Source organism: Paraburkholderia sp. IW21 (genome assembly GCF_041321145.1).
GTDB lineage: Bacteria > Pseudomonadota > Gammaproteobacteria > Burkholderiales > Burkholderiaceae > Paraburkholderia.
The window spans coordinates 1-20383 of record NZ_JBGGWA010000017.1; the positions used below are offsets into that span (position 1 = coordinate 1).

The 20383-nt window shown below is 60.8% G+C and carries 18 protein-coding genes; 2 read left to right on the forward strand and 16 right to left on the reverse strand.

The genetic code is table 11. The annotated features are described in order from the left end of the window. Nucleotides 1–453: 453 nt before the first annotated feature. The 6 genes from ACAX43_RS29535 to ACAX43_RS29560 form a co-directional block, all read right to left on the reverse strand. Nucleotides 454–2775: an SMC family ATPase gene (locus ACAX43_RS29535; protein ID WP_370711880.1), complete on the reverse strand. Its 2322-nt coding sequence runs from the start codon at nucleotides 2773–2775 to the stop codon at nucleotides 454–456. Next, nucleotides 2763–3317: a hypothetical protein gene (locus ACAX43_RS29540; RefSeq protein WP_370711881.1), complete on the reverse strand. Its 555-nt coding sequence runs from the start codon at nucleotides 3315–3317 to the stop codon at nucleotides 2763–2765. Before ACAX43_RS29540 ends, ACAX43_RS29535 begins: the two co-directional genes overlap by 13 nt. Nucleotides 3318–3521: 204 nt before the next feature. Then, the gene (locus tag ACAX43_RS29545; RefSeq protein ID WP_370711882.1) at nucleotides 3522–4904 is read right to left on the reverse strand and encodes an exonuclease SbcCD subunit D; all 1383 of its coding nucleotides are present in this window, start codon (nucleotides 4902–4904) and stop codon (nucleotides 3522–3524) included. Nucleotides 4905–5022: 118 nt separating this feature from the next. Continuing rightward, nucleotides 5023–5265 (reverse strand): hypothetical protein, encoded by a 243-nt coding sequence (locus ACAX43_RS29550; RefSeq protein ID WP_370711883.1) that lies wholly within the window; start codon nucleotides 5263–5265, stop codon nucleotides 5023–5025. 156 nt (nucleotides 5266–5421) lie between these two features. Further along, on the reverse strand, nucleotides 5422–6816 hold the full coding sequence (locus ACAX43_RS29555) for a hypothetical protein (RefSeq protein WP_370711884.1): 1395 nt from the start codon (nucleotides 6814–6816) through the stop codon (nucleotides 5422–5424). Beyond that, complete coding sequence (locus tag ACAX43_RS29560; protein WP_370711997.1) at nucleotides 6813–7079, reverse strand: hypothetical protein; 267 nt, start codon at nucleotides 7077–7079, stop codon at nucleotides 6813–6815. Before ACAX43_RS29560 ends, ACAX43_RS29555 begins: the two co-directional genes overlap by 4 nt. Before the next feature lie 622 nt (nucleotides 7080–7701). Between ACAX43_RS29560 and ACAX43_RS29565 the strand changes: the two genes are divergently transcribed. Both ACAX43_RS29565 and ACAX43_RS29570 read left to right on the forward strand, forming a co-directional pair. Further along, entirely contained in the window at nucleotides 7702–8331 is a 630-nt protein-coding gene (locus ACAX43_RS29565; protein ID WP_370711885.1) for a DUF1845 domain-containing protein, read from the forward strand. Between the two features lie 970 nt (nucleotides 8332–9301). Next, nucleotides 9302–9697: a polymer-forming cytoskeletal protein gene (locus tag ACAX43_RS29570; protein WP_370711886.1), complete on the forward strand. Its 396-nt coding sequence runs from the start codon at nucleotides 9302–9304 to the stop codon at nucleotides 9695–9697. 134 nt (nucleotides 9698–9831) lie between these two features. Here the strand turns inward: ACAX43_RS29570 and ACAX43_RS29575 are convergent, their stop codons facing one another. From ACAX43_RS29575 to ACAX43_RS29620, 10 genes are all read right to left on the reverse strand, one after another. Further along, a complete protein-coding gene (locus ACAX43_RS29575) occupies nucleotides 9832–10572 on the reverse strand; it encodes a hypothetical protein (RefSeq protein WP_370711887.1) in 741 nt (246 codons plus the stop codon). A 15-nt stretch (nucleotides 10573–10587) separates the two neighbouring features. Beyond that, nucleotides 10588–12294, reverse strand: coding sequence for an ATP-dependent helicase (locus ACAX43_RS29580; RefSeq protein ID WP_370711888.1), 1707 nt, complete (start codon nucleotides 12292–12294; stop codon nucleotides 10588–10590). A gap of 15 nt (nucleotides 12295–12309) precedes the next feature. Continuing rightward, nucleotides 12310–13191 carry an ATPase gene (locus ACAX43_RS29585; RefSeq protein WP_370711889.1) on the reverse strand — a complete coding sequence of 294 codons (882 nt, stop codon included), beginning with the start codon at nucleotides 13189–13191 and terminating at the stop codon, nucleotides 12310–12312. Nucleotides 13192–13800: 609 nt separating this feature from the next. Further along, nucleotides 13801–14406, reverse strand: coding sequence for a DUF4400 domain-containing protein (locus ACAX43_RS29590; protein WP_370711890.1), 606 nt, complete (start codon nucleotides 14404–14406; stop codon nucleotides 13801–13803). Beyond that, entirely contained in the window at nucleotides 14396–14680 is a 285-nt protein-coding gene (locus ACAX43_RS29595) for a hypothetical protein (protein WP_370711891.1), read from the reverse strand. The genes ACAX43_RS29590 and ACAX43_RS29595 overlap by 11 nt, the downstream gene beginning before the upstream one ends. Further along, the gene (locus tag ACAX43_RS29600) at nucleotides 14637–15155 is read right to left on the reverse strand and encodes a hypothetical protein (protein ID WP_370711892.1); all 519 of its coding nucleotides are present in this window, start codon (nucleotides 15153–15155) and stop codon (nucleotides 14637–14639) included. Before ACAX43_RS29600 ends, ACAX43_RS29595 begins: the two co-directional genes overlap by 44 nt. Before the next feature lie 10 nt (nucleotides 15156–15165). Further along, nucleotides 15166–17034, reverse strand: a complete 1869-nt coding sequence (traD, locus tag ACAX43_RS29605) for a conjugative transfer system coupling protein TraD (protein ID WP_370711893.1) — start codon at nucleotides 17032–17034, stop codon at nucleotides 15166–15168. Beyond that, nucleotides 17031–18419: a TraI domain-containing protein gene (locus ACAX43_RS29610; protein ID WP_370711894.1), complete on the reverse strand. Its 1389-nt coding sequence runs from the start codon at nucleotides 18417–18419 to the stop codon at nucleotides 17031–17033. Before ACAX43_RS29610 ends, traD begins: the two co-directional genes overlap by 4 nt. Further along, complete coding sequence (locus ACAX43_RS29615) at nucleotides 18416–19456, reverse strand: type IV secretion system protein (protein WP_370711895.1); 1041 nt, start codon at nucleotides 19454–19456, stop codon at nucleotides 18416–18418. Before ACAX43_RS29615 ends, ACAX43_RS29610 begins: the two co-directional genes overlap by 4 nt. A 20-nt stretch (nucleotides 19457–19476) precedes the next feature. Then, the gene (locus tag ACAX43_RS29620; RefSeq protein ID WP_370711896.1) at nucleotides 19477–20211 is read right to left on the reverse strand and encodes a DUF4141 domain-containing protein; all 735 of its coding nucleotides are present in this window, start codon (nucleotides 20209–20211) and stop codon (nucleotides 19477–19479) included. Nucleotides 20212–20383 lie beyond the last annotated feature (172 nt).

Sequence of the window (20383 nt, forward strand, 5' to 3'; positions counted from 1 at the left end):
CGTGCGTTTCGTTGACAGATCCAGACCAAGGCCAAGTTGTGCCATCACCCACCCCTTAAATTCTCCTGCTCCCAGGATAGTCCACGCTCACGTCAATGCCAGGACTTTTGCAGACTTTCCTTAACGGCTACGGTCGACCGCCTTGCGACTTCGCATGCCGGCTGAGCGGTTCCATCGATCCGTCGGAATCGGCCGGTCGAATCCGCAGTCCGAAGTGGTCATTGTGCACGCTCCAATTCGGCGAACAGAGCACACGTCGGAATGACGGGACCGGTGTAAACACCGATCCCTAGCGTTTGCATGTCTTACGATGCATTCATACATACATCACAAGAGTGCGTACAACTCCTCGCTGGTAAAGCGGAAAACCATTAGCCCTATCAAAAATGCGTGATTAAGGTATAGGAACTGTGGGGAGCATTCCCCACAGGGTTAAGAAAGAACATCTGACGCTCAGGCTGCAAGCGCTTCGACGTCGATAACAGCGTCAGCTTCTGAGACCAGTTCAGGTGTTTGCGAGATAAAGAACTCCCGCTCGTACCCGCCCTGCCTCAGCACTTCACGCTTCATGCGCATGAACTGCACCTTGCGCTTCGGATCGAGCGGACCGTCGGCCTCATCGCTGAACAACGTCTGATACGGCTGTCCAGCGTTGCGTGCGAGGTACAGCGCGATGCCACGCGTCAGGCACTCGTTGATCCAGACCTTCTGGCCACCTGACATCACCGATACCGCTTTGGTGTTGTCGTTGTCGGCGTCGTGCACGAGGATTTCAAATCCCTCGCGCAGTTCGCCACTGGTCAGCTCCCGTTGGGTCTGAATCTCGACGGTAAAGCGCATGCCGTAACACGCAAGCAGGAGGTCGTTGACCGTCTGCGTGAGTGCCGGGCCCGCGTCGTCGATCGTCAGCGCGATGACCCCTTCGTTGCCGAGGCCTTTCGCGGTCAGCTTCCAGCGGGCAATTTCGTCGGAGATCCGGTCGGCGCGCGACTGCGTTGCGTCGAACCCGGACCACTCCTTCGCCATCGCATCGCGTTCAGCTTCACGTGTTGCCTGCGCGCGGATCAATGTTTCGATCCGCGCGTCGATCGCAACAGTCGCTTCGCGGTTCGTCGTTAACTGACGGTCAAGCTCCGCGATTGCGCCCGTAACATCAACGGCCGCGAGGCGCGCAGTTTCAGAATCAACCTCAAGCAGCAACGCATTCAGGCGGGTCGTTTCCGCCTCCCGGCGTACAAGACCCTCCTGTTGCTCTGTCTCGACTGTCGCCAGTTCCTTCCGGGCAACATCGAGACCGGTATCGGCCGCATCGAGCAACGGCTTCTTCGCCGCCAGCTCAGTCGCCTTCTGAAAGTCCAGGCGCGCCGCCGAGAGCGCGGTGTTGACAGTACGCAGTTCAGCCTGCTTCGCCGCGAGTTGCGCGACCTGAGGCGTCAGCAGCTCCGATTGCTCCCGTTGCTGCCGGAAGTTTTCGCGAAGCCTTGTCAACGAGATGACCTGCTCGGCCGCTTGCGACGAGGCGTTGCGCGCCTGTGCAAGCAGCGGACACGTGGTGTGCATCTCGTGTCCGGCGCAAGGAACCTCGCTGATCACCGCTGCCTGTTGCTGCAGCGTCTTGAGCAGAGCCGCCTGCGATGTTCCCTGCGACTGGAGCCCGCTAAGGCTTGTCGTCAGGGAGGTCAGCGATAGCCGCTTCGTTTCAAGTTCTGCGATAGCCGCCTGGAGTGGTTCGACCCGCGATTCCTCGCGGCCGATCCGCAACTGGGCATCATCACGCGCCGTAGCTGCACCGACGATCGCGTCGCGCTGCCGCAGCGTGGCCTCGTGTCCAGCGATGGTCTGCTGGATGGTCGTGCGACGCTGGTTCGCGCCCTGCATTGCAGCACTCTGCTCCCCGGCGACCGTCTTCAGCGAGCCAAATAGCTCGTTGCGTCGGGCCGCCAGTTCCCGCAAGCGCGTCTCGACAGCCGCGTTCTCTCCCTGTTTCGCAACAAGGGAAGCACGCTGCGTATTGAGGTTCGCCGCGGTCGAGTGCAACGTTTCCCGATCCTGGCGGGCCGCCGCAAGCGTCTGTCCATCAGCCACGATCGCGCGTTCGGTTTCTGCTATCCGTGCGCGCTTTCCAGACAGGGCAACGAGTTCCTGTTGCACGGCCGCCAGTGTTCGACCGAGCACTTTCGCCACGTCGCTGGCTTTCGCCGACAGCGCGCGAAGGTGGTCGATCTTCAGCAACTCCGCGAGCAGCCCCTTGATCTCGCTCGCGCCGTAGGACGCAAGTGGACGCCGGTTCTGCGCTGAGAACACGCTGGTAAAGAACGACTCCAGCGAACCACAGATCGCCTCAACACAGCGGTCGTAGGTTTCGCCCTTACCGTCCGAAACGGTGCCGTCAGGCAGCGTGAACGGCGTCCACGTGCCGTCGGACGCGAGCCAGGCAAGGTAGTACTCGGCCTTGCCGACCTTTCCCGGCTTGCGGAATGCGAAGGACGAGCGGTAACGGATGCCGTCGTGCTCCCATACGAGCTCTTTCAGGGCATGGGTACCGGAAATGTTGTCCCAGTACGAGAATGCGTCGACGGACAGCTTCGTCGCACGCGAAGGCATGATCCGGTACGGATGAAGGTTGTCCATAATCGTCGACTTGCCGGCGCCGTTCTCACCTGTCAACGCGATGAGACCCGTTGGCAGCGATTCGAGATCGAGCGTCAGGCTGTCGCGCTTCATTCCGTCACGAACACCGTAGAACCCTTCGAGCGTCAGTTTCAGAGGTCGCATGGCGCTCCCCCCGGAATGGGCGAATCGAAAAGGTAATCTGACGGCAACCAGGGCACGTCGTCATCGTTAGAGAACGAAGCCGACAGGACCGGATCCGGCCTTGCATCGACCGAAGCGGTCTCGGCTGGAGCCGGTTTGACGAGTGTCCCGTCGACGGCCTTCTGTACGTCATCGCAGACTTTCGCAAATTGCGCAGCCGCCTGCTTCAGGACGCTGTCCCAGTCGTCGCAGCCCGTCAGAACCTTGAGTTCCCGGCTGCCCCACTGGTTTGCGTACCCCGAGTTGAACGACCACAAGAGGTTTTGCATCTCGACATCGGGTACGACAACGAGTTCGGGCCGATCGGAATCGATTGAATTCGTCAGCACAAGGCAGCTATCGCGTTGAGCGAGTACGGCGCCACGTTCAGCGCCAAAAGGTTGATGGAAAATGCCTGCAGTAAATCGTGCGTGATTCACAAGATCCTGCTGAAGCAAACGGGCAGACGCGGTTGCGTTGCAATGCCGGACCCAGTTGGAGCCAGCGGGATACAGTCCAAACATGGTCACACTCCACAGAAAAACGGCGGAGTGCTCCCGGTAGGGATCGCTCCCCGCCAGGGTCTAAAAGAAAATGGATGCAGCTGACTGCTATCGATGCGTCGTTGACGCGGGTGAAACCTCGTTTCGATAGCCCGTGATGGCTATCGGAACACGGCTGTGTCCGCGTGGGAGCGCCGTACTGGCCACTCCCACGAAAAGGCGGCACTACGCCGCAAAAAGATCATCTGTCAGCCACGACAACGTCGTCGGTTCGGATGGTTGCGTCGCCTGCGGCGTACCGACCGCCAGCTTGCCCGCCGTTTCCTCCGACTCCGCCAGCGTCAGCGTTGCACCAACCAGACTGAGCGACGGCGCGATCGGTGCAGCATCGACGCCGGCAAGCACACGAGCCGCGATCGCTTCCGCGTCCCCGGTCTCAAGCAGTTGAAGACACTCTACGACCGGTGCGGGCTCGATATCCGTGAGCTCGCACCACCGGGTGACCTTGGCTTCAACCGTCGTTTCCAGGCTGATCCCCTGGGCACGGCTACGAACCACCGGTAACACACGGCCTTCAACTTTCAGACCTGCGGCGCCAGCGAACATCGCCGCGATTGCGTCGCGGTCGACCAACTGCCGGTGCTCCTCGTCGATCTGCCAGCGAACCCGGACGAACTTGTCGCCCGCGCTATCTGCGATCTCCTGGAGCTTCTTCATGTCGGGAGGACCCTCGAACTCGACACTGATCATTTGCCGGGAGGGCGTCGGGATCAGCAGCGAGTCGGCTTCTTCCGGATACACGCCCCACAGGAGGTAACCTTTATCGCCTTGCTCGCCGTAATGAAAGCGCCCGATTGATCCCGGGTAGGCAATCCGCTGGCCCCCACGCGTCCAGAACTGCTCCTTGTGGATATGCCCCAGCATGAAAGCGCTGCATTGCGCATCGAACAGCGCGCTGAGCGAGAACTCATGGTCGAAGCCCGCCATCGTTACGCCGTGTTCGGTCGTACAACCGTTCACGGTGCCGTGCGATACGCCAATTGTCGCGATTCCCGCCTCGCGAAGCTCTGCGTTCACCCGGCCCGCCGCCGCCAGATATGCGGCAAGCACTTCGCCCAGTTCCGTGCCCGCAGCGAGCGCGCCAACGCTCACTGCGAGTTGGCCCTTGTTGACCGTAGGAAGGCAGGTGAATACCGCTTCCGGCTTTACGCGGATGATCTCGCGCAGCGATTCGGGGGAGAAAACCGGTCCCTCGGACGCCCAGAATTTCCCATCGATCAACGCGACCTGCGACACACGGTCAGCAATGTGCACATGGTGCGCGCCACCCATCAGCGCGAAGTTATCGAGCGTGCCGGGCGGCTCGTGCGAGAACGTGCCTTGCAGCATCAGGACGGGCATCGCGACTGCCAGCCGGTGCACCTGGGTAGCCAGCGCGTGCAGTGCCGGCGAATGTGCATCAAGCCGGTGATCGGTTGAGTCCCCGGAGATCACCGCGACCTCAGCCCGGCGCCCGATCGCGTCGCCAACGGCGAACGCGAAGCAGCGGTCAGCCTCATCGAGGTTATCCGGCGCGTAATGCAGGTCAGAAAAATGTGCGACTTTCAATTTCGCCTCCTTGAATGCTAAAGGGCCACCCTTAGGCAGCCTCAATGCGTAGGCGTCAGAAAACGACGCGAGTAGAGAATGGAATGGAAGAACGTCAGATTTGCTGGAACGGCGCCGCTCAGAGCGGCTCAATTGTTGCGTTCTGGATCTCCGTTCCGGCTGGCGGTGCGCAAGGGTCCAGCAATGTCGCAAGACATGCCCGAACGTCGATCGATCCGTCGTCGGTGAGCAGCGGCAATGTTTCCACTGCGCTCAGGAGCGTTCCTGGGTCGTTGGCATGATGTTCTGCCGAGGCATAAAGCGCCTGCTGATCAAGCACGCGTATGTCGAGCGATATGCGAAAACAGTTTGTATCGGGCATGGATTAGTCCGTCGTTCAATAGATGGCCGCCGAAGCGGACGTTTTCGATGCGCGGGATGCGCGGTCGAAAGCACTTGAGCAAGCCAGCTTGCTGAAATGTTCTCGTCGAGGAAGAGAAACCAGCCCCGAAGGGCTGGCAAAGGGTGAAGGAAAGAATCAGATCAGCAACGACTGCTGCCGGGCGTCCGCGATCTCCTGTGCAAGCAATGCGGGAGCCGACAGTGCCTGCTCCAGCCGCCTGTTCATCGCGTCTACGTCCTGCGCGCGTTCGACCCAGCCACGCCCGTACCGGGCATGGGCAAACACCTTGAAATCGTGTTTGCGATCTTCAGCGCCGAGACCCAGCCGCTTGAGCAGATCCGACATCTGGTCCCGCTTCTCCTCGATCGACTCCGTGTCGGCGTTGCCGTCCTGACGCTCGCCAGTCCGATCCATCACGTGGGCGAGCAACGAGCCAGAAACCGATGGCTGGGCAGCTAGCGAAGCTTCAGACTCGGCATGCGATGCCGCCGGCTCCCCCTGAACCGGGATAGCGGACTCCGGATCGCCAGTTTCGGTGCTCCCGTCGACATGCAGCGGAAGAACGTTGCCACCAGCTTCGACGAGTGCGACCGCGCGGTTTGCGGCTTCCAGTGCCGGTTCGGTATCGTCGGCGCCGTCCAGCAGGGAGCCGATATCGATCTCCGCGTCCAGCACCGTGAGCATCTGCTTTGCCCGCAAGGGTTCGCCGTTATCTCCAATGCGCGTGATGTCGAATTCTCGTTTCGATATCCAGAAACGGGTGCCCGTCAGCCTGCCACGTGCGAGTACCACGGTCTGCATAGCCGAGTAGGCCTTCTGCAGCACGTAGATACTGTTCGTCGGCAGCTCGATCAGTCCGAGTCCCTTGATATCGGGGACTGCGAAGATAAAGCTCGCCGAGAGATTGCACTGGCGCGACTGATACTGTGGGCAGCGCTCAGGATCGCATATGCCGTCCGGAATCGCATCGTCGTGACGCACGATGATGTCCCGGCCGCCAAACGTGCGCGTGGCGCGCTGCGCCCGGGGATCACGCTCGACCTTCGCGTAGGTCTTGCAGTAGCGCTGGCCGTCCTTTCCGTACTCGGAAAAGAACTTGCGGCCAGTGGTACCCCACGCGGTCATCTGGTTGGGCAGGTTGCACATCCAGTCGTTGAACGCGAACAGCACCGGGAAGCGGTAGAGCTTCACCCCCTGCCCTCGATCCTCACCGTACAGGCGAAGGATTTCGGTGGCCACATCGGGGTTCGTGAAGTCGGATCGCCGACATGTGAAGTACGGGGAGTTTCGCGGGATCAGCGCATTCTTGAGACGGAACCGTGACTCGAGCACCTTCTCGATCGTCTCAAACGAGTCGCCGGCAGCGACCATCTCGTCGTATGTCGCAACCGCGTTGGGATTCGCGGTGGCAATCGCCTGCTTGAGCACCTTGATGCCGGGCCGGATCTTCCCGATCGTCGGCGGTCGCAGCGCTCTTTCTTCAACGATGCTCCGGGGAGGAGCGCCGGTCAAACTGAGAACAGCGTTCATGATGGTTTTCTCGCAAGAAAGAATATCGCCGACGTGCGCAACGCCCTGGCTGACTGCTCCAGATCCGTTGCAGCCGCTTCTCCGCGGACTTCGGCAATGTGGGAAAGAAAGACACGGCGCTCGGGGTCGCTATAAGTTGCGATCCGGGCTACCTCGCACCGCTGTTGCCAGACTGGCGAAGCGGTATCAGCAGAAGCGCGCTCCTCGTCGATCGTGTTGCGGATCGTTTCGGCAATTCGCGCATTGAGACGGTCAGGAAGCAGCAAGACACCTCCGGTGGTCAAGGGACGAAAAAAAAGCGCGCTCCCCGGTGAGAGGAACGCGCTTCGGATTCGGTGGTAGATGACCCGGGCGCCACAACCCTTCTGGGGTTGTGGCGCTCAGGGAGCCGTGAGGCTCATAGTCGGGAACGTTAGGTCGTTCCCGCGCAGCATGATCACGCTGCGCAACAGCCCATTTTCGGAAAATACATTCCGCCGCAGGATCACGGATCAGTCGACTACGATCGTGCTACCCAGATGGGCTCTGGAGAGAGAACACCCGGTATCCGGGTCCGAACGATGTCGCGGCGCAAATGCATGCGGCCGGCGACGAGTTTTATGACTGAAAGATGGGGAGCGCGGGCGAGGCGCTCATCAACAGAAGGTTTCCACACCAGCAGCCAGCTGGTCGGAGCATGCTCAGAGGCACGGCTTGTACAGAAGATGGACTCCGGGCTAGCCGGGTCAGAGTCGATGCGTCGGAGACGCGAGAAGTAGAGTCAGTATTGCCGAAAAACGCCCATGGAAAGTCCGGAAAGCTGATGAAATCAGCGCAGCTTTTGCCCGCATTCGTCAGACGGGACGCGAGCACAATGGCCAGTGAGAGAGACCACCCGAAAACCACATGGCCGCCGTTCTTGAACTTCCGTCAGACCCGGACCGTCCGGCAGACTCTGACGACGCACGCCCCGCACTCGCGCTCGCAGCTTCGAGCGCGGAGCCGGTGCCCCCAGCACCTCCCGCGTCCAGCGGGCTGAAGCCTATCGCGCGTCTGACAAGCGACTCGCGCGTCGCGCGCATCATTCCCGAGTCTGACGCTGTCACTGTGCTGCTATATAGCTCGCAGTTTGCGCGTGACTTCATCCGTTCCGACTACAACTTCTGCGCAGCGAAGATCGCCGTAGCACGCGGAGGCAAGGTCCGGGCACTGGAGACGGCACTCCGTGATGCTGCGAACTGGTTTCGCAAGACCAACGAGTGGATCTCGCGTCATGACGCGCGTGCCATTGAACTGCCTCACGAAACAATCCAGCTGACCATCACGCGGCCGCTTGCCGGCCTGCTGGTCCGTTGCCTCACACAGTTCGACCGGGTCTTCGTCGGAACGCTCGAAGCGCTCCTCGCCGAAAAGATCTCGTCGACCGATCGCGCGAACATTCTCACGAACGCAGAAAAGCGGATCAAACACATCGTCCAGGTGTGCATGCCGGATAACGATCAGTACGACTTCGACGGTGAGCGCCGAGGGCAGTAATCGGCCCCGTCACCACCCACCATCTTTCGCCCGGCTGGATTGACTTCCTGTCCGGATGAGTACGCTCGACTTCTCACTCTGGAGACGAACAATGGATATACGGCAAATTCAGGCGTTACACGCGCAATACTCGCCACACCCGGTGGTGATTGACATCGCTGGCCACGCGTCGGCCATGCCCGCGCTGCCGGCGCCCGAACGCCGCCCTGGCCCGCGCTTTGGACGCGCGTGGAATGTCACCGGGGTCGCAGCGAAACTCCGGAAGGCCGGCCGACCGGCACTGCTTTGTTTAGCGATCGCAGCGATCGCCGGCGGTGGGGGCATGAGCGCCGCAAAAATCTGGCGCGTCATGCACGATGGCGCCGCGGCACCAGTCTATCCGGTAGCGCACGTAGCAGCCGCACCCGCACAGGCACCGGTTATCAGCGAGTCAGCGATAAACGCTACACCGGCCCGTCCTCTGACAGCGTCCGACTTCGGACAACAGCCTGGGGGTACTTCCGCCCTCGCCAGCGTGGACCCGCGCTCGCTCGCAAACAGCGCACAAACGGCTGAGCCTAGGAGCGGACAGGCAGGCGACAACGCTACCAACAGCACGCTCGCACAGGCGGCGGCTTCGTCGATCCACGTACAGCGCCCTGCGCCGCCCACACAGCCCGTTGTTGTGCAGCCGGTCGCGCAAGCCGCTCCGGCGGCGACGTCGGCACCTGTCCGGCCAACGGCAACGGCTCAGGCGCAACAGGCAGTGACCCCAGCTCCAGCCCCGGCGCCCGCGAGCGCGCGCGCTGCGAGCGCCTCTGATGCACCGGCCGTCAGACCCGTATTGCGGCAGATCCGGCATCTGAACTCCCATCACGCTGCGGTCACTGCGAGCGAGCCGCCGGCGACACCGGCTGCGCCGACACAGTCCGCGCCCGCAAAAGCCCCGGCGGCAAAGAGCGGCGACGTTCAACTTTTCTGACAGACACCGATGAAAACTCAACCTCTTAGCGTCACTCTGCTTGCGGCCGGCGTGTCGATTCACGGCGACATGATTCTCGATCACGGCGTAAGCACGTTCGGGATCATCGACGGCAATCTCATTTCGAATGCCGGGCTACTGCATGTGGGCCAGGGCGGCATGGTCAAAGGTCAGGTCGAAGGCGAGCACGTTCGCATAGACGGCAACGTTGAGGGCGACGTGCACGCCCGCGGCATTCTTGAAATCAACGGCCGGGTAAAAGGCAACGTCTTCTACTGCGGCACGATCCGTCTCGGGCCGCGTGCTTCTCTCGAAGGGCAGATCAGGCGTAAGGCCAGCGAACTGGCCATTGAGAACGCCGCGAGCAACGTTCGGCAGATCTCGCGCACCTCGAACGCAGTCTGATTTTCGTCAACATAAGTGAAACGCGCCTGATCGCAGGGTCAGGGTGGCATGGTGAATACGAAAGTGGCCGGGCACGTCGACGACGTCCCGGCCACTTTCTTTTACCAGCAGGTTTACGGCCGACTGCGAGCCGGTCAGAGACTTTGATCCGCACGGTAGAAAAGCGCCTGATATCCCGGTAGATGGACCAGCCCGTTCTCGCGATCCACTTCGACGCCACGCGACTCCAGCCAGATGGCCAGCCATTCGAATACGCGTTCAAGTGCCTGATCTGCTGCCTTGATGGACGAATGGATCGCCTGGTGAGAAACAAGCGAAGCGTATGCTCGCGAGTTGGCGAGAAAGAAAACCGGCGAGTCGATGTGGGTACGCTGCCAGGTCATCGCGAACAACGATGCCATCTCACTCCCCTCGACGAACGGAATCACGTCCCGTTCGAAGTTACTGGTGTCAACCGGTGCTCGCACTGGCCCGGATACATCGTCAAGGCGGTGGCCAAGCGAATGGAGCGTGTCGACATTTGCCGATCGCCACGAATCCAGGATTCCGTCGCACGAGCTGAGCCACAGGCGCGACCGGATGCCATCGTTCAGCGTGTCATGGCAAGCAGCATTGGCCGCGAGCGAGAATCCGACGACGGCCAACGGTGGCCAGTCGTCCTTTCCAACCGCGTAGCTGTAAGTGTCCTCGCCCTCGCGATACCAGAAACATAGGTCATCTCGGGCAGCGCCTGCGAAACGGAACACACCAGCGGCTTCGCGGTGCGGCGGCATAGGTGGTTCAGACGGTACGGGATCGTGCGCTGGACTGTCGTTCACCAGCGACACCGCAGGCGCCGACACATAGCCAAACATTGCAAACAGCCGGTTCAGCATGAGTACTCCACAAGGTTATTGCACTTCCGATTCAATCACGAACCGCGACACGGGATTCTTCTTGATGGTCGCAATGGTGAGTCCGTCACGCGCGCGGGTCATGGCAACATAAAAGAGCCGCCGTTCTTCCGACTCGGGGCTCTTTTCGTCGGGCACTACACCCTCCTCGGCGCGCGTGATCCAGACGTGTTCCCACTCGAGCCCCTTTGAACTGTGCATCGTCGTGAGCACGAGTGCGCCGGCCGCGGGCTTGTTGTTGTCGCGCTTAAGGAATTCAATGCGTTCGGCAAACGAGCCGTTCAGCCGCGAGATCACGTCGTAGGTGCCGCGAATTGCGCGGATAGCCTGATCGCCTTTTGCGTGGGTCATCATCAGTTCCAGCACGCCTTCAAGTGCCAGCGAGTAAAACTGGCGTTCGCACAACGCCTGCCACTCGGCGAGGCGTTTCATGAAGCTGCGGTACGCAGTCGCCGTGTCCTCGCCAATACCCAGGGCGACGAGATCCTTCTTCAGGCGTTGCGTCAACTCCGGACCCATGTCGCGGTGCAGCGCGCCGAGGTCGCTCGAACTCATCCCGGTATAGCCAAGCACGGCGTCCAGACCGTTGCGTTTTTTGCCTTCGACGATCTGCAGCAGGTTGCACATCATTGCGCCCTGCGCCCGATTCAGGACCGAGCTACCCGAGGCGCGGTAATACGCAACGCCGTGCGACCGGCAGACCGACTCGATCGGATCAAGTATGCGGTTTGTACGCGCGAGAATTGCGCATGAGCGTCCCGCCGCCAACAGCGGCTGAAGCGTTTCGACGGCGGCCACCGCGTCAGCATACTCGTCGTCGGATCGCCGGGTGGATACGCTTCCGCCGGTCCCCCGTTCCGCGTGGAGCACCTTCGGGATACGATCGACGTTATTCCGTATGACCTTGTCGGCCGCCAACAGGATTTCGCTCCGGCAACGGTAGTTGCTCCCGAGCACGACCCGTTGTGCATCAAACGAAGCAGCGAAATCTTCCATTCCGCGAAAGCCTAGCGCAGCCCGGAATCCGTAGATGCTCTGGTCGTCGTCGCCAACTACCGTCACCTGTGTGCCTGCCTTCGCATGGAGTTCTACCCAGCGATACTGGAGCGGATCGGTATCCTGGAACTCGTCGACGAGCAGATCGGTAAGCCCGTACGGCTGAATCTCCCCGTTCTCCATACCCGCGACGGACAGGCGGAGCATGTCCTGGAAATCGATCTTGCCGTTTCGCGAGAGCGCTTCCTGGTAGGCGTCGTAAAGCTGCGCATCGGCGGTGCCAGCTTCCACCCGGCCAAAATTCGTCTTGATGCGCTCGATAACCGGCACGACTTCTTCTGGCTTCCACGCGAGGCCGAGCTCGGCTATCACCCGCCCGAGTAATCCCACGCGGTCTCCGTCCGACGCAATGTCACGCTTCCTTCCACCGGGCGGCGTCAACTGCCTGAACGCCAACGAGTGAAATGTGCCGGCGATGAGTCGGCGCCTGGCGTCCGACCCTGACAGCGCGAGAATCCGGTCGCGCAACTCGACGGCCGCGTCCTTGCTGAAGGTAACGGCGCCGACGATCGCCGATGGATCGGCGAGCAGCAGCGCGGCCTTCGCCGCAATGGTTTTGGTTTTGCCCGCACCGGGGCAGGCGATCGCAACGCAATGGCGGCGCAACTGCGCCACCTCACGCTGTTGCGGATTCAGCTCATCGAGCATGGCATCGACCCGGGATTACCGGCCCCGCACCGTGCTCATCAGACGCAGGTGGGTCATGTAGCCACGCACGCCGACCGGATGGAACTTGCGCAGGAAGCGCGACGTTTCCTCGTCGATGTCCGATTGGTCACGCACGCCATTCCAGACGAGGAAATCGAAGTTATCCATAACCTTGTCGAATTTGAGCATCAGCGACAGCAGGCGCATCGAAAACCGTGAATACGCCTCGACCTCGATGTCCAGCGAAGGCTTGGTGACGCTCGGCATGAAGACGATATCGCCCTGGGCGAGCATCTTCGATTCCGTCTTGTCGCGGAATCCTTTCGCCACCGTTAATTGCTCCTCGACGTAAGATTCCAGATCCCCGATCTGCTTTTCGAACCAGTCCGTGACGACAGCCTGATCCTCCGCCCCGAATGTCGAGCGCCCGAAGCGTTGCATATTGATACTCATGCGGTTCAGGTACGGCCACCATTGCTCGAACAGAGGTTTCAGACGGGTATGGTTCAGGCGCACCGCGGCAATAACCACCGCCGCACCCGAAAGCTGACGGCTCATCAGTTCGCGGCCGATCTCGCGACGGCGCTGCACGATCGCAGCGCGCTCGGCTGGCGACATATCGCGGAACAGCTTGCGTGTACGCGCGACCTGTTCACGCTTCTCGGCTGCCTCAGACTCGCTGATCATCCCTTCCTTCTGGAGGGTGGTCGCGGCGTCTTCCATCTGTTGAAGCTCACGCTCGATCTCGCCGTCGTCCGCACCGTCCGTCGTGGGGGGCAACGTTGAACCAGTCGCACCGGGGGCGACTGCCGTCGAGAGGCTGGGATCGGGAGCCGCTCCGTGAGCGCTGGTTCCCTCGGCGTCTGCGAGATTCGTCTCTTCGTTGATGGTGCTCATATATGTCCCTGTGGTGAGAGCTCGCGCACGCGCGCGGCATGCAACCTATTGTTGCGAGGTTCGCCTTTCCCATCGGCGCAAAACATGAATGATTTCGGCTGTCTTTCGCTTTTGCGCGCGCCGTGCTGATCGCGCTCGGTCGCGTACGCGCCGGGGCATCGCAGACAAGCCCGGCGAACGGGTTGAAATATCCGGTAGCAGGTGTGTTTGATTCGGTCTGCCGCCAATGAGGGCTTCCGGAGCGGCCGCGTCTGACGGCTTCGGCGGACGCGGCCGTCATTGCGGCGCATTGAGCGGGCCGGAGATCGAGGAGGTTCGCGGGATCGTGCGCGGGAAACAGCCGAAGTGGAATGCGGAGTGGTTCTGACCTGTCGCAACGGTCCCGGAAGTTGGCCTGTGGGCGACCGCACGTATGCCACAGGACTCTCGTATGCAGACTCTCACCACCCACCGAGAAGCGGAGGAGAATCGGCAAGTGGATTGCCGAATGCGGCAATCGGTAGTGTGGAACCCTGCACCCCACGCTGCGGACCGAGGCCTTCAACCGGTTGAAGGTCTTAACCCGGAAAGGTGGGCGTTTTACCGCAGCTTTCCGGGGTTCACCCTTCCCTATTGATAGGAAGACGAGGCCTTCCAGAGGAGCGCGCCCAGAACGGCTGCCATCACGACCCAGACCTGTGCGAACAACGGAACCGGCGCAACCAGCACAGCAAACGCCAAACCAAACACCATAAGGATGCCGTGCCCTGCCAGATGGAACGAAAGGGGGCTCGCAAACCCTGCAGCAGACGCCTTGATCTTGCGACGCACCGAGCCATCGACGAACGCTGCGGCGCAGAATACCAGCGTGCCCAGAATCCACAGCTTCATGACCGTCGCGCGATACACGGCCCGATAAACCTCGAGCCAGAAATTATGCACCCACGTGTGTGCGAAGTCGGACACGCCGCCGTCACCGATATCGCCACTCCCGGTCGCGTCGATCGTTGCACGCACAAGACCCGTCTGGACGAACCATCGCTTGAACCGCTCATTCGTGGCCGTTACCGCCTCCTCAGCGCGTTCCGCGCCGACGATCGCCGCGACCGAATCGGCCTCTTCCGGAGCAATCGAAAACAGCGACGGTTCTGGAATGGCTGGTATCAGGAACAGGGCAAGCAGCGGCACGAAAAAGAACCACCACTTTATGTGCGAGACGAAGCGACTACCCGCCATAGCGATGCACTCCCCACTCTACAAGAAACGTTGCGATACGACCCAGCATGTACAACGTAAATACAATCAGGCCGGTCAGCCCCAGATAGAAGTGCACCGGCCTGCGGTTGATGAACAGCGCTAGAGCATAGGCCATTGCCCCGGAACCACGCGAGAACTCTCGCGGAGGCGTTGCGTTCATCTCGTCCTGTGCCTGCGCGGTCGACATCGCGCGCCGCGCAAAGTCGTCGTCAACCCGCGAGAGCATCGCTATCAGAAAACGCGTGAGCGACATCGTAGTCCTCGAAATAGAGACGGAAGTTTTCACCGGTCAGCGCACGTGCGGCCAGCTGGAATGCCGCCGAGCGCTGCGTAATGCTTTCAGGGCAACGCTCATCGACCATGCCCGTTTCCAGTCCGTCGTGTCGTGCTTCGAAGAGCGGGATCGACTCGAGCATCGGTGGCCACACGTGATAGCGCTCGCCGTCGCGTGCTACGTAGCGTCGTGAGTAGAGCCGGTGCGCATGTTCGAACAGGCCCTGCATGAAAGCGACGTGCGGCTCGCCCGTCTTGCGCGTGCGCTTGTACGCGGCCAGCCCGTTGTCGAGCATCTCCTTGACCAGTGGCTCGCTCTCGCCCATGAACTTCTCCCCGATGAAATCGGCCACGCGCGCGCAGGCGAGTTCAAGCTCCGGCGCCAGCGTGAAGACCGGGATCAGGCGGGAGGACAGCTTGTAGTCGCGAATGATTTTTTTAAATACGGCAGACATGCGTAGGTTTTCAGCCTTGAAGGATTGGAATACGGCCCTGATACACGGCAGCGCCCGAAATCCGCATGAAGTACTGCAGGTTCGGCAGGCTGTGAATCAGGCGAGTAGGAATCAAAGGAACCTTTTCCATCTGAAGCGAGCGTGAAACGGAGCCGGTAAATTCGCCGACGTGCGCTTCGCTTCCCGTGCTGGTGCTTCCGGTCATCACGAGATTGCGGATCGCGGTTTCCCCGACCTTGTCGGAGAACCACTGCGCCGTGTCGGTGTCTTCCAAGCGTAAGATGATCTGGTTGTTCAGGTTGCCCAAAACCTGCAGCATTTTCGCGGCGTTTCCGAGCTTCGCCTCCAGGTCCGCGCGTGTCTGGAACGCGACGAATGCCTTGAAACCAGCACCGCGACCCTTGTTCAGAATCTGGATAACCTGTTCGTTAATTGCCTCGGCAACCTCGTCGATAATGAGGACGACGTCCGGGGGCACGTCGTAGAAGTTGTAGATAGAACCGCAAACGGCGGACACGTCAGCAAGAAGCATCGATGCGATCGCCTTCGCCACGATACTGTTCGACAACGAATCAAGGCCGATGTGAAGTACAGCCTTCTGGCGAATAACCTTCTCGATCGTCCAAACTTCGCGTTCGTCCGCAAAATCATCGACCTTAGGCGCGAGCATCAAGCCCGTTTCACCGGTCGCCAGCATCTGCAGCAAAGGCAGCGCTGACGCGATGATCCGCATGTAGTGCTCCTTGTCGTGCGTATGCGTCGCGACCAACCCATCCAGCGTCTCATGCCCCTTGTCGAGTGCTACGAACCGAGCGTTGTACAACGCCACCATGCCGTCGACGAGTGAGACGCCCGGTTTGTTGGCCATCTTGACCGTGTCCTGCGCGACGAGTGTCTCCCAGTCGAGAAGGCCGCTTTCCCGAAAAAAGCGTTTCAGGCTCTTTTCGAGCAGCGTGGTGATCCCCGATTGCGCATATTTCAGGATCGATCGGAGGTTCGGCTTGTCGCCGATGTAGAGTTCGCCTTTCACCGCACGGTCGATGAACAGGAACGCGAAATCGCGGAACGGACCCTCGTCCATCAATTGTGCGATACGGCTAGGGATTTCCGACGGCTGCGACCAGCTATCGAGCGGCTCGAGCCGTACGGACTCGGACGGCTTGGCCTGATTGAAGTATAGAAATTTCCGACCGGTGCGTTGGCACTCACGCTCGGCGCGCAGCTTCCAGTCCTTGTCGTTCTTCGGATCCACGTTGATCAACACGTCACCGAGATGGATCACCTGCGTCGAGATCACCTCATAGGTCCGGGTCTTTCCTGAACCCGTGGTGCCGCCGACAGCGGTATGACCGCCCATCGCCTTATAGTGGAACGGCACCAGTCCTTTCTTTGGCTCCATGCCGTGAATCCACGAGGAGCCTTGCGGCATTCGGTCCCGGATGCTGTCCTTGGGAGCGAAGATCGATTCGATCATCTCCTCGAACTTGCGGCCTGTTTCGGTCTTCCCAAGCCAGCGTGGCAGTCCGGGAATATCGGTCGTTGGCATGCGAATGATGTCATGCGCTATCTGGCAATGCTTCTGCGTCCACTCGTATCCGATACCCAGATACATCGAATTCACTTCCTTGCGCATCCGCTTCTGGATTTCCAGAAGTTTCGGGACATGCAGGGTCGTCAACCATTTCGTTGAGATTGCCATGCGGAATTTCAGCGCCTTCCATATCTGCAACGAGCGAACCGTCAGCACGAGCAGCCCGAATAGCGCAAACGCCCATCCGTACGGCATGCCCGACAATGGGATAAGGAAGATGGCGCACAGCCAGAAAGCGGCCGATCTGACCTCGTAGATCGGACGAAAATGATTGATGTAGCTGATCATGCGGGTTTGTCCATGATGAGTTGGCCAGCGCGTGGCCCGAGCGTTATTTCGCCCTGGTCATTGCCAACGAGCAGACTGCGTTTGCGCAGGTGTTCAACGAGTGTGTCGCTCGCTACTCCATAACTGCCAATCAGCCGCTTGGGAACGGCGAGTCCTTTGTCGTTCCATGAGACCTTTGCGGTGCCCGCCGCGACGTCTTCGCGCAGCGCCTTGAATAGCTCCCTGATCATGTTCGGCGTCCCCTTGAGAACCTCCTCAAAGAGCGCTGTCGGCTCTGGGCTGGCTGTGTTGTCTGCTGGGACTGGCGATGTGCGCATGGCGGCCGGATCGACCGCGGCCACGTGCTGTCCAGCCGCCGTGCTGTTGTCTGTCGCACAGCCGATTGCTTCAAGCAGGGTTCGCGGCTCTGATTGCGACAACGGGAGGGACATCTGCGCAGCGGGCGCGGCCGGCGGGTCGGACTGCAGGTCGCCAGGCCCTGCTCCGGGCTCCGTCGCCGATGCGGCGACCGATGCCGACGCAGCCTGTGCCGGAGGGGCTGCCTGGGCCGGTGAAGCCCCGGCAGGTGGCGCTGGCGGCGTAGACGCGGGCGCTACGGCCGATACCGTCGCTGCAGGCGGCGCCGCCGCGGCGGCCGGCTGCAATTGCGCGGCCACGTGAATGGCTGACGGCACGGAAAACTGCACCGGCTCGAAAACGGCGCGCTGTGCCTTGCGGTCGAACTCGACGGCCGTGTCCACCGCCTGCCGGATGACCTTGTGCAGCAGGGATTCGGCCTCAAGCGGCTTCGTGCTCGGGTTGATCGCGCCAAACAACTCCGACAGCACTTCGGCGTCAAGGCCAGTGAGGAGCTCCGAGCCGATCAGCATCTGGGCGAGCATGCCGGTGCGCATCCGCTCGATCGGCAACGGCGCGGAGCGACGTGCTACGCGATACGGGGCGCTGCCCAGCCACGGGCCAGCCGGGCCGTTGACCGACGGATTCCACGCCGCGCGATCGCTTTCGCGCTCGATCGTGAAATGCCGGTAGGGCTCGTCCAGACGCGAGCAGACCGCCGCGAGGAACACTGCGTAGTTATATTGCGGCTCGATCCGGCGACGCTTCTCGGAAGGCAGGTTGGTGCCGAACTTCTGGCCACCTGCGAGCCGCATCGCGTAAAACGCCGTCTCAACGGTGCAGCGGAACGCGCCACCCGGTTCGCGATAGATCTCGGGGTTCAGAGGCATCGACGAAAACCAGCCCGCGCAACGCTGGAGGATAGCCAGCCATTTTCGCTGGAACTCCGTCTTTGCCGCCTCGTTGGCGCACTGCTCGATCAGGTCGACGCGGCGCTGATGATCGGCAATCAGCGTCGCCGCTTCTATCGGGGAATGAAGCACGGTCATACGATCCCCGCCGTGGCCGCCTTGCTAACCTTGCCGATGATCGAGCCACTCGCATTCGCCCCGCCGCCGAACATCCCCGCCATTTTCGGAATCTCGAAGGACACGAGGAACACAAAGAGCGACAGGTCGAACACATAGGCGGCGGCTCCTGGCGTCGAAAGCCCTACCGTCACAGACGTCTGGATTGCATCGGTCAACGTATGTGTCACGAGCCGCACGAGAATTGCAGCCACAACCACATACATGCCCGCGCTGATCATGTAATCCAGCCACGTCTTGAAATAGCCGCGCGTGAAGCTTGAGAAGCCAAGGGCGAACGCGATCTGACCCATTACCGTTCCGACGGCGAACTGTAACTGGCCGAGGTTGATGAAGAAGACGAACACGATTGACGTGACCGACAATACAAGCCAGGCGAAGAACAACGGACCGACCGCCATCAGAACGGCAATATATTGCGTCCAGCTGGCGGTTTTGAGCGCGCCGATGAATGCGTCGAAGATCTGCCCCGCGGCGTTCCCCATGATGCTGAGTGCGCTGCTCATGTTCGCGCCGCCGATCGTATTTGCCATCCCAAGGAACCACTGATAGAAGCCCGGTGCCCAGGATGCAAAACCGACATAGAACGCCGCGAAGATACCCAGTATTCCGAGTTCTTCGAACACGACGACCCATGCCATCACCGGATCGCGGGTCGCGGCGTACCTCACTGCTGCGAGCACGATCGTGATCACCGCCAATCCGCTCGCGAACTTGTCTGCCTCGGGCTTGATCAATGCACTTACTGAAACCGCCGCATCGATGACCGCGGTGAACATGCCCGCAATCTTGGTGATCGCATTCTGGTTGCCCTTGCCAATTTCGCCGGGTTTGATGAGGTCCCCGACGTTCGCAGTGGCCGTTGCTGGCGGGGTCCCTGCCGGCAGCGGGACGCCATCCGGTGTCGTCTCCTGTGCGAACGCCGTCGACACAGTGGCAAGACCGAGCACCAACGGGATAAGCGCGGCAGCAATGAGAAGCCTGAGGCGACGAAGCATGATTTGCTGTTTCCCGTTGCTCAGAAGCCGTACGCGGCGCGTTCGGCAGTCTGCTGATCGACGAAGCTCTTCGCCGCGGCGGCTTTCGCCTTGTCGTCCTCGTTGGCAACGGACTGCTGTTGAGCATCGCGCTGCTGTTTGGCAGCGGTCATCTGAAGCAGATCGCTCATCTGGCTCGAGACCATGTCAAGGTAGTGAGTGGTCAGTTCGGCGGTCGCCTGTGCAGTTGGCGTAAGGGACAGTTGCGACTGCAGATCCTGGCGACGCTTGCCGAGATCTTCCGCATGCTTCATCACGTTGTTGCCCATCTGAAACAGCGCCGTCGCCTGTTTGTCCCTCTGGTTATAGAGGGTCCCCATATCGGCAAACCACTGCGCGTTCGACTTGCCGGAACGCGAAATAAGCGTCTGTACGTGGGTAATCCACTGGCTGCCGTCCTGGAGGTCGCCATACATATCGGTGAGCGTGCCAGTGAGCTGCTTGTATTTGTCGATGTCACCGGTAATCTGGGTGTACTGCGCTTTCATCGCCGTCGGGTCGAGATTCGTCGCCTGCAGCAACTGGTTAGCCATCATCTGGTACTGGTAGGCGATATTGCTGTCCTGGTAGATCTCTGTCTTCACAGCCTTCATCGCGGTGATCATGTTCTGCGCGAGGTTTGAGGGGTCAATGACGACCCACTGAGCAAATGCTCCTAGCGCTGCGCCGAACGTCAGGCCCACCGCTACTGCGAGCCGAATGAGTGTCTTCTTCATCGTTGTTCACCTCGAGGGGATTGACCGCGTGACGCGGATAGTGATTTCTCTCGTGAGGGCGCCAGCGGATTGGTGGCCGCTGCCTCCGCTGCGCACGGCTGCGCGGACGGACTGCCAACAAGGGTGCGGGCCGTCGCAAACCGGAAAATGCTGCGATTCATCGTCTGCTCCG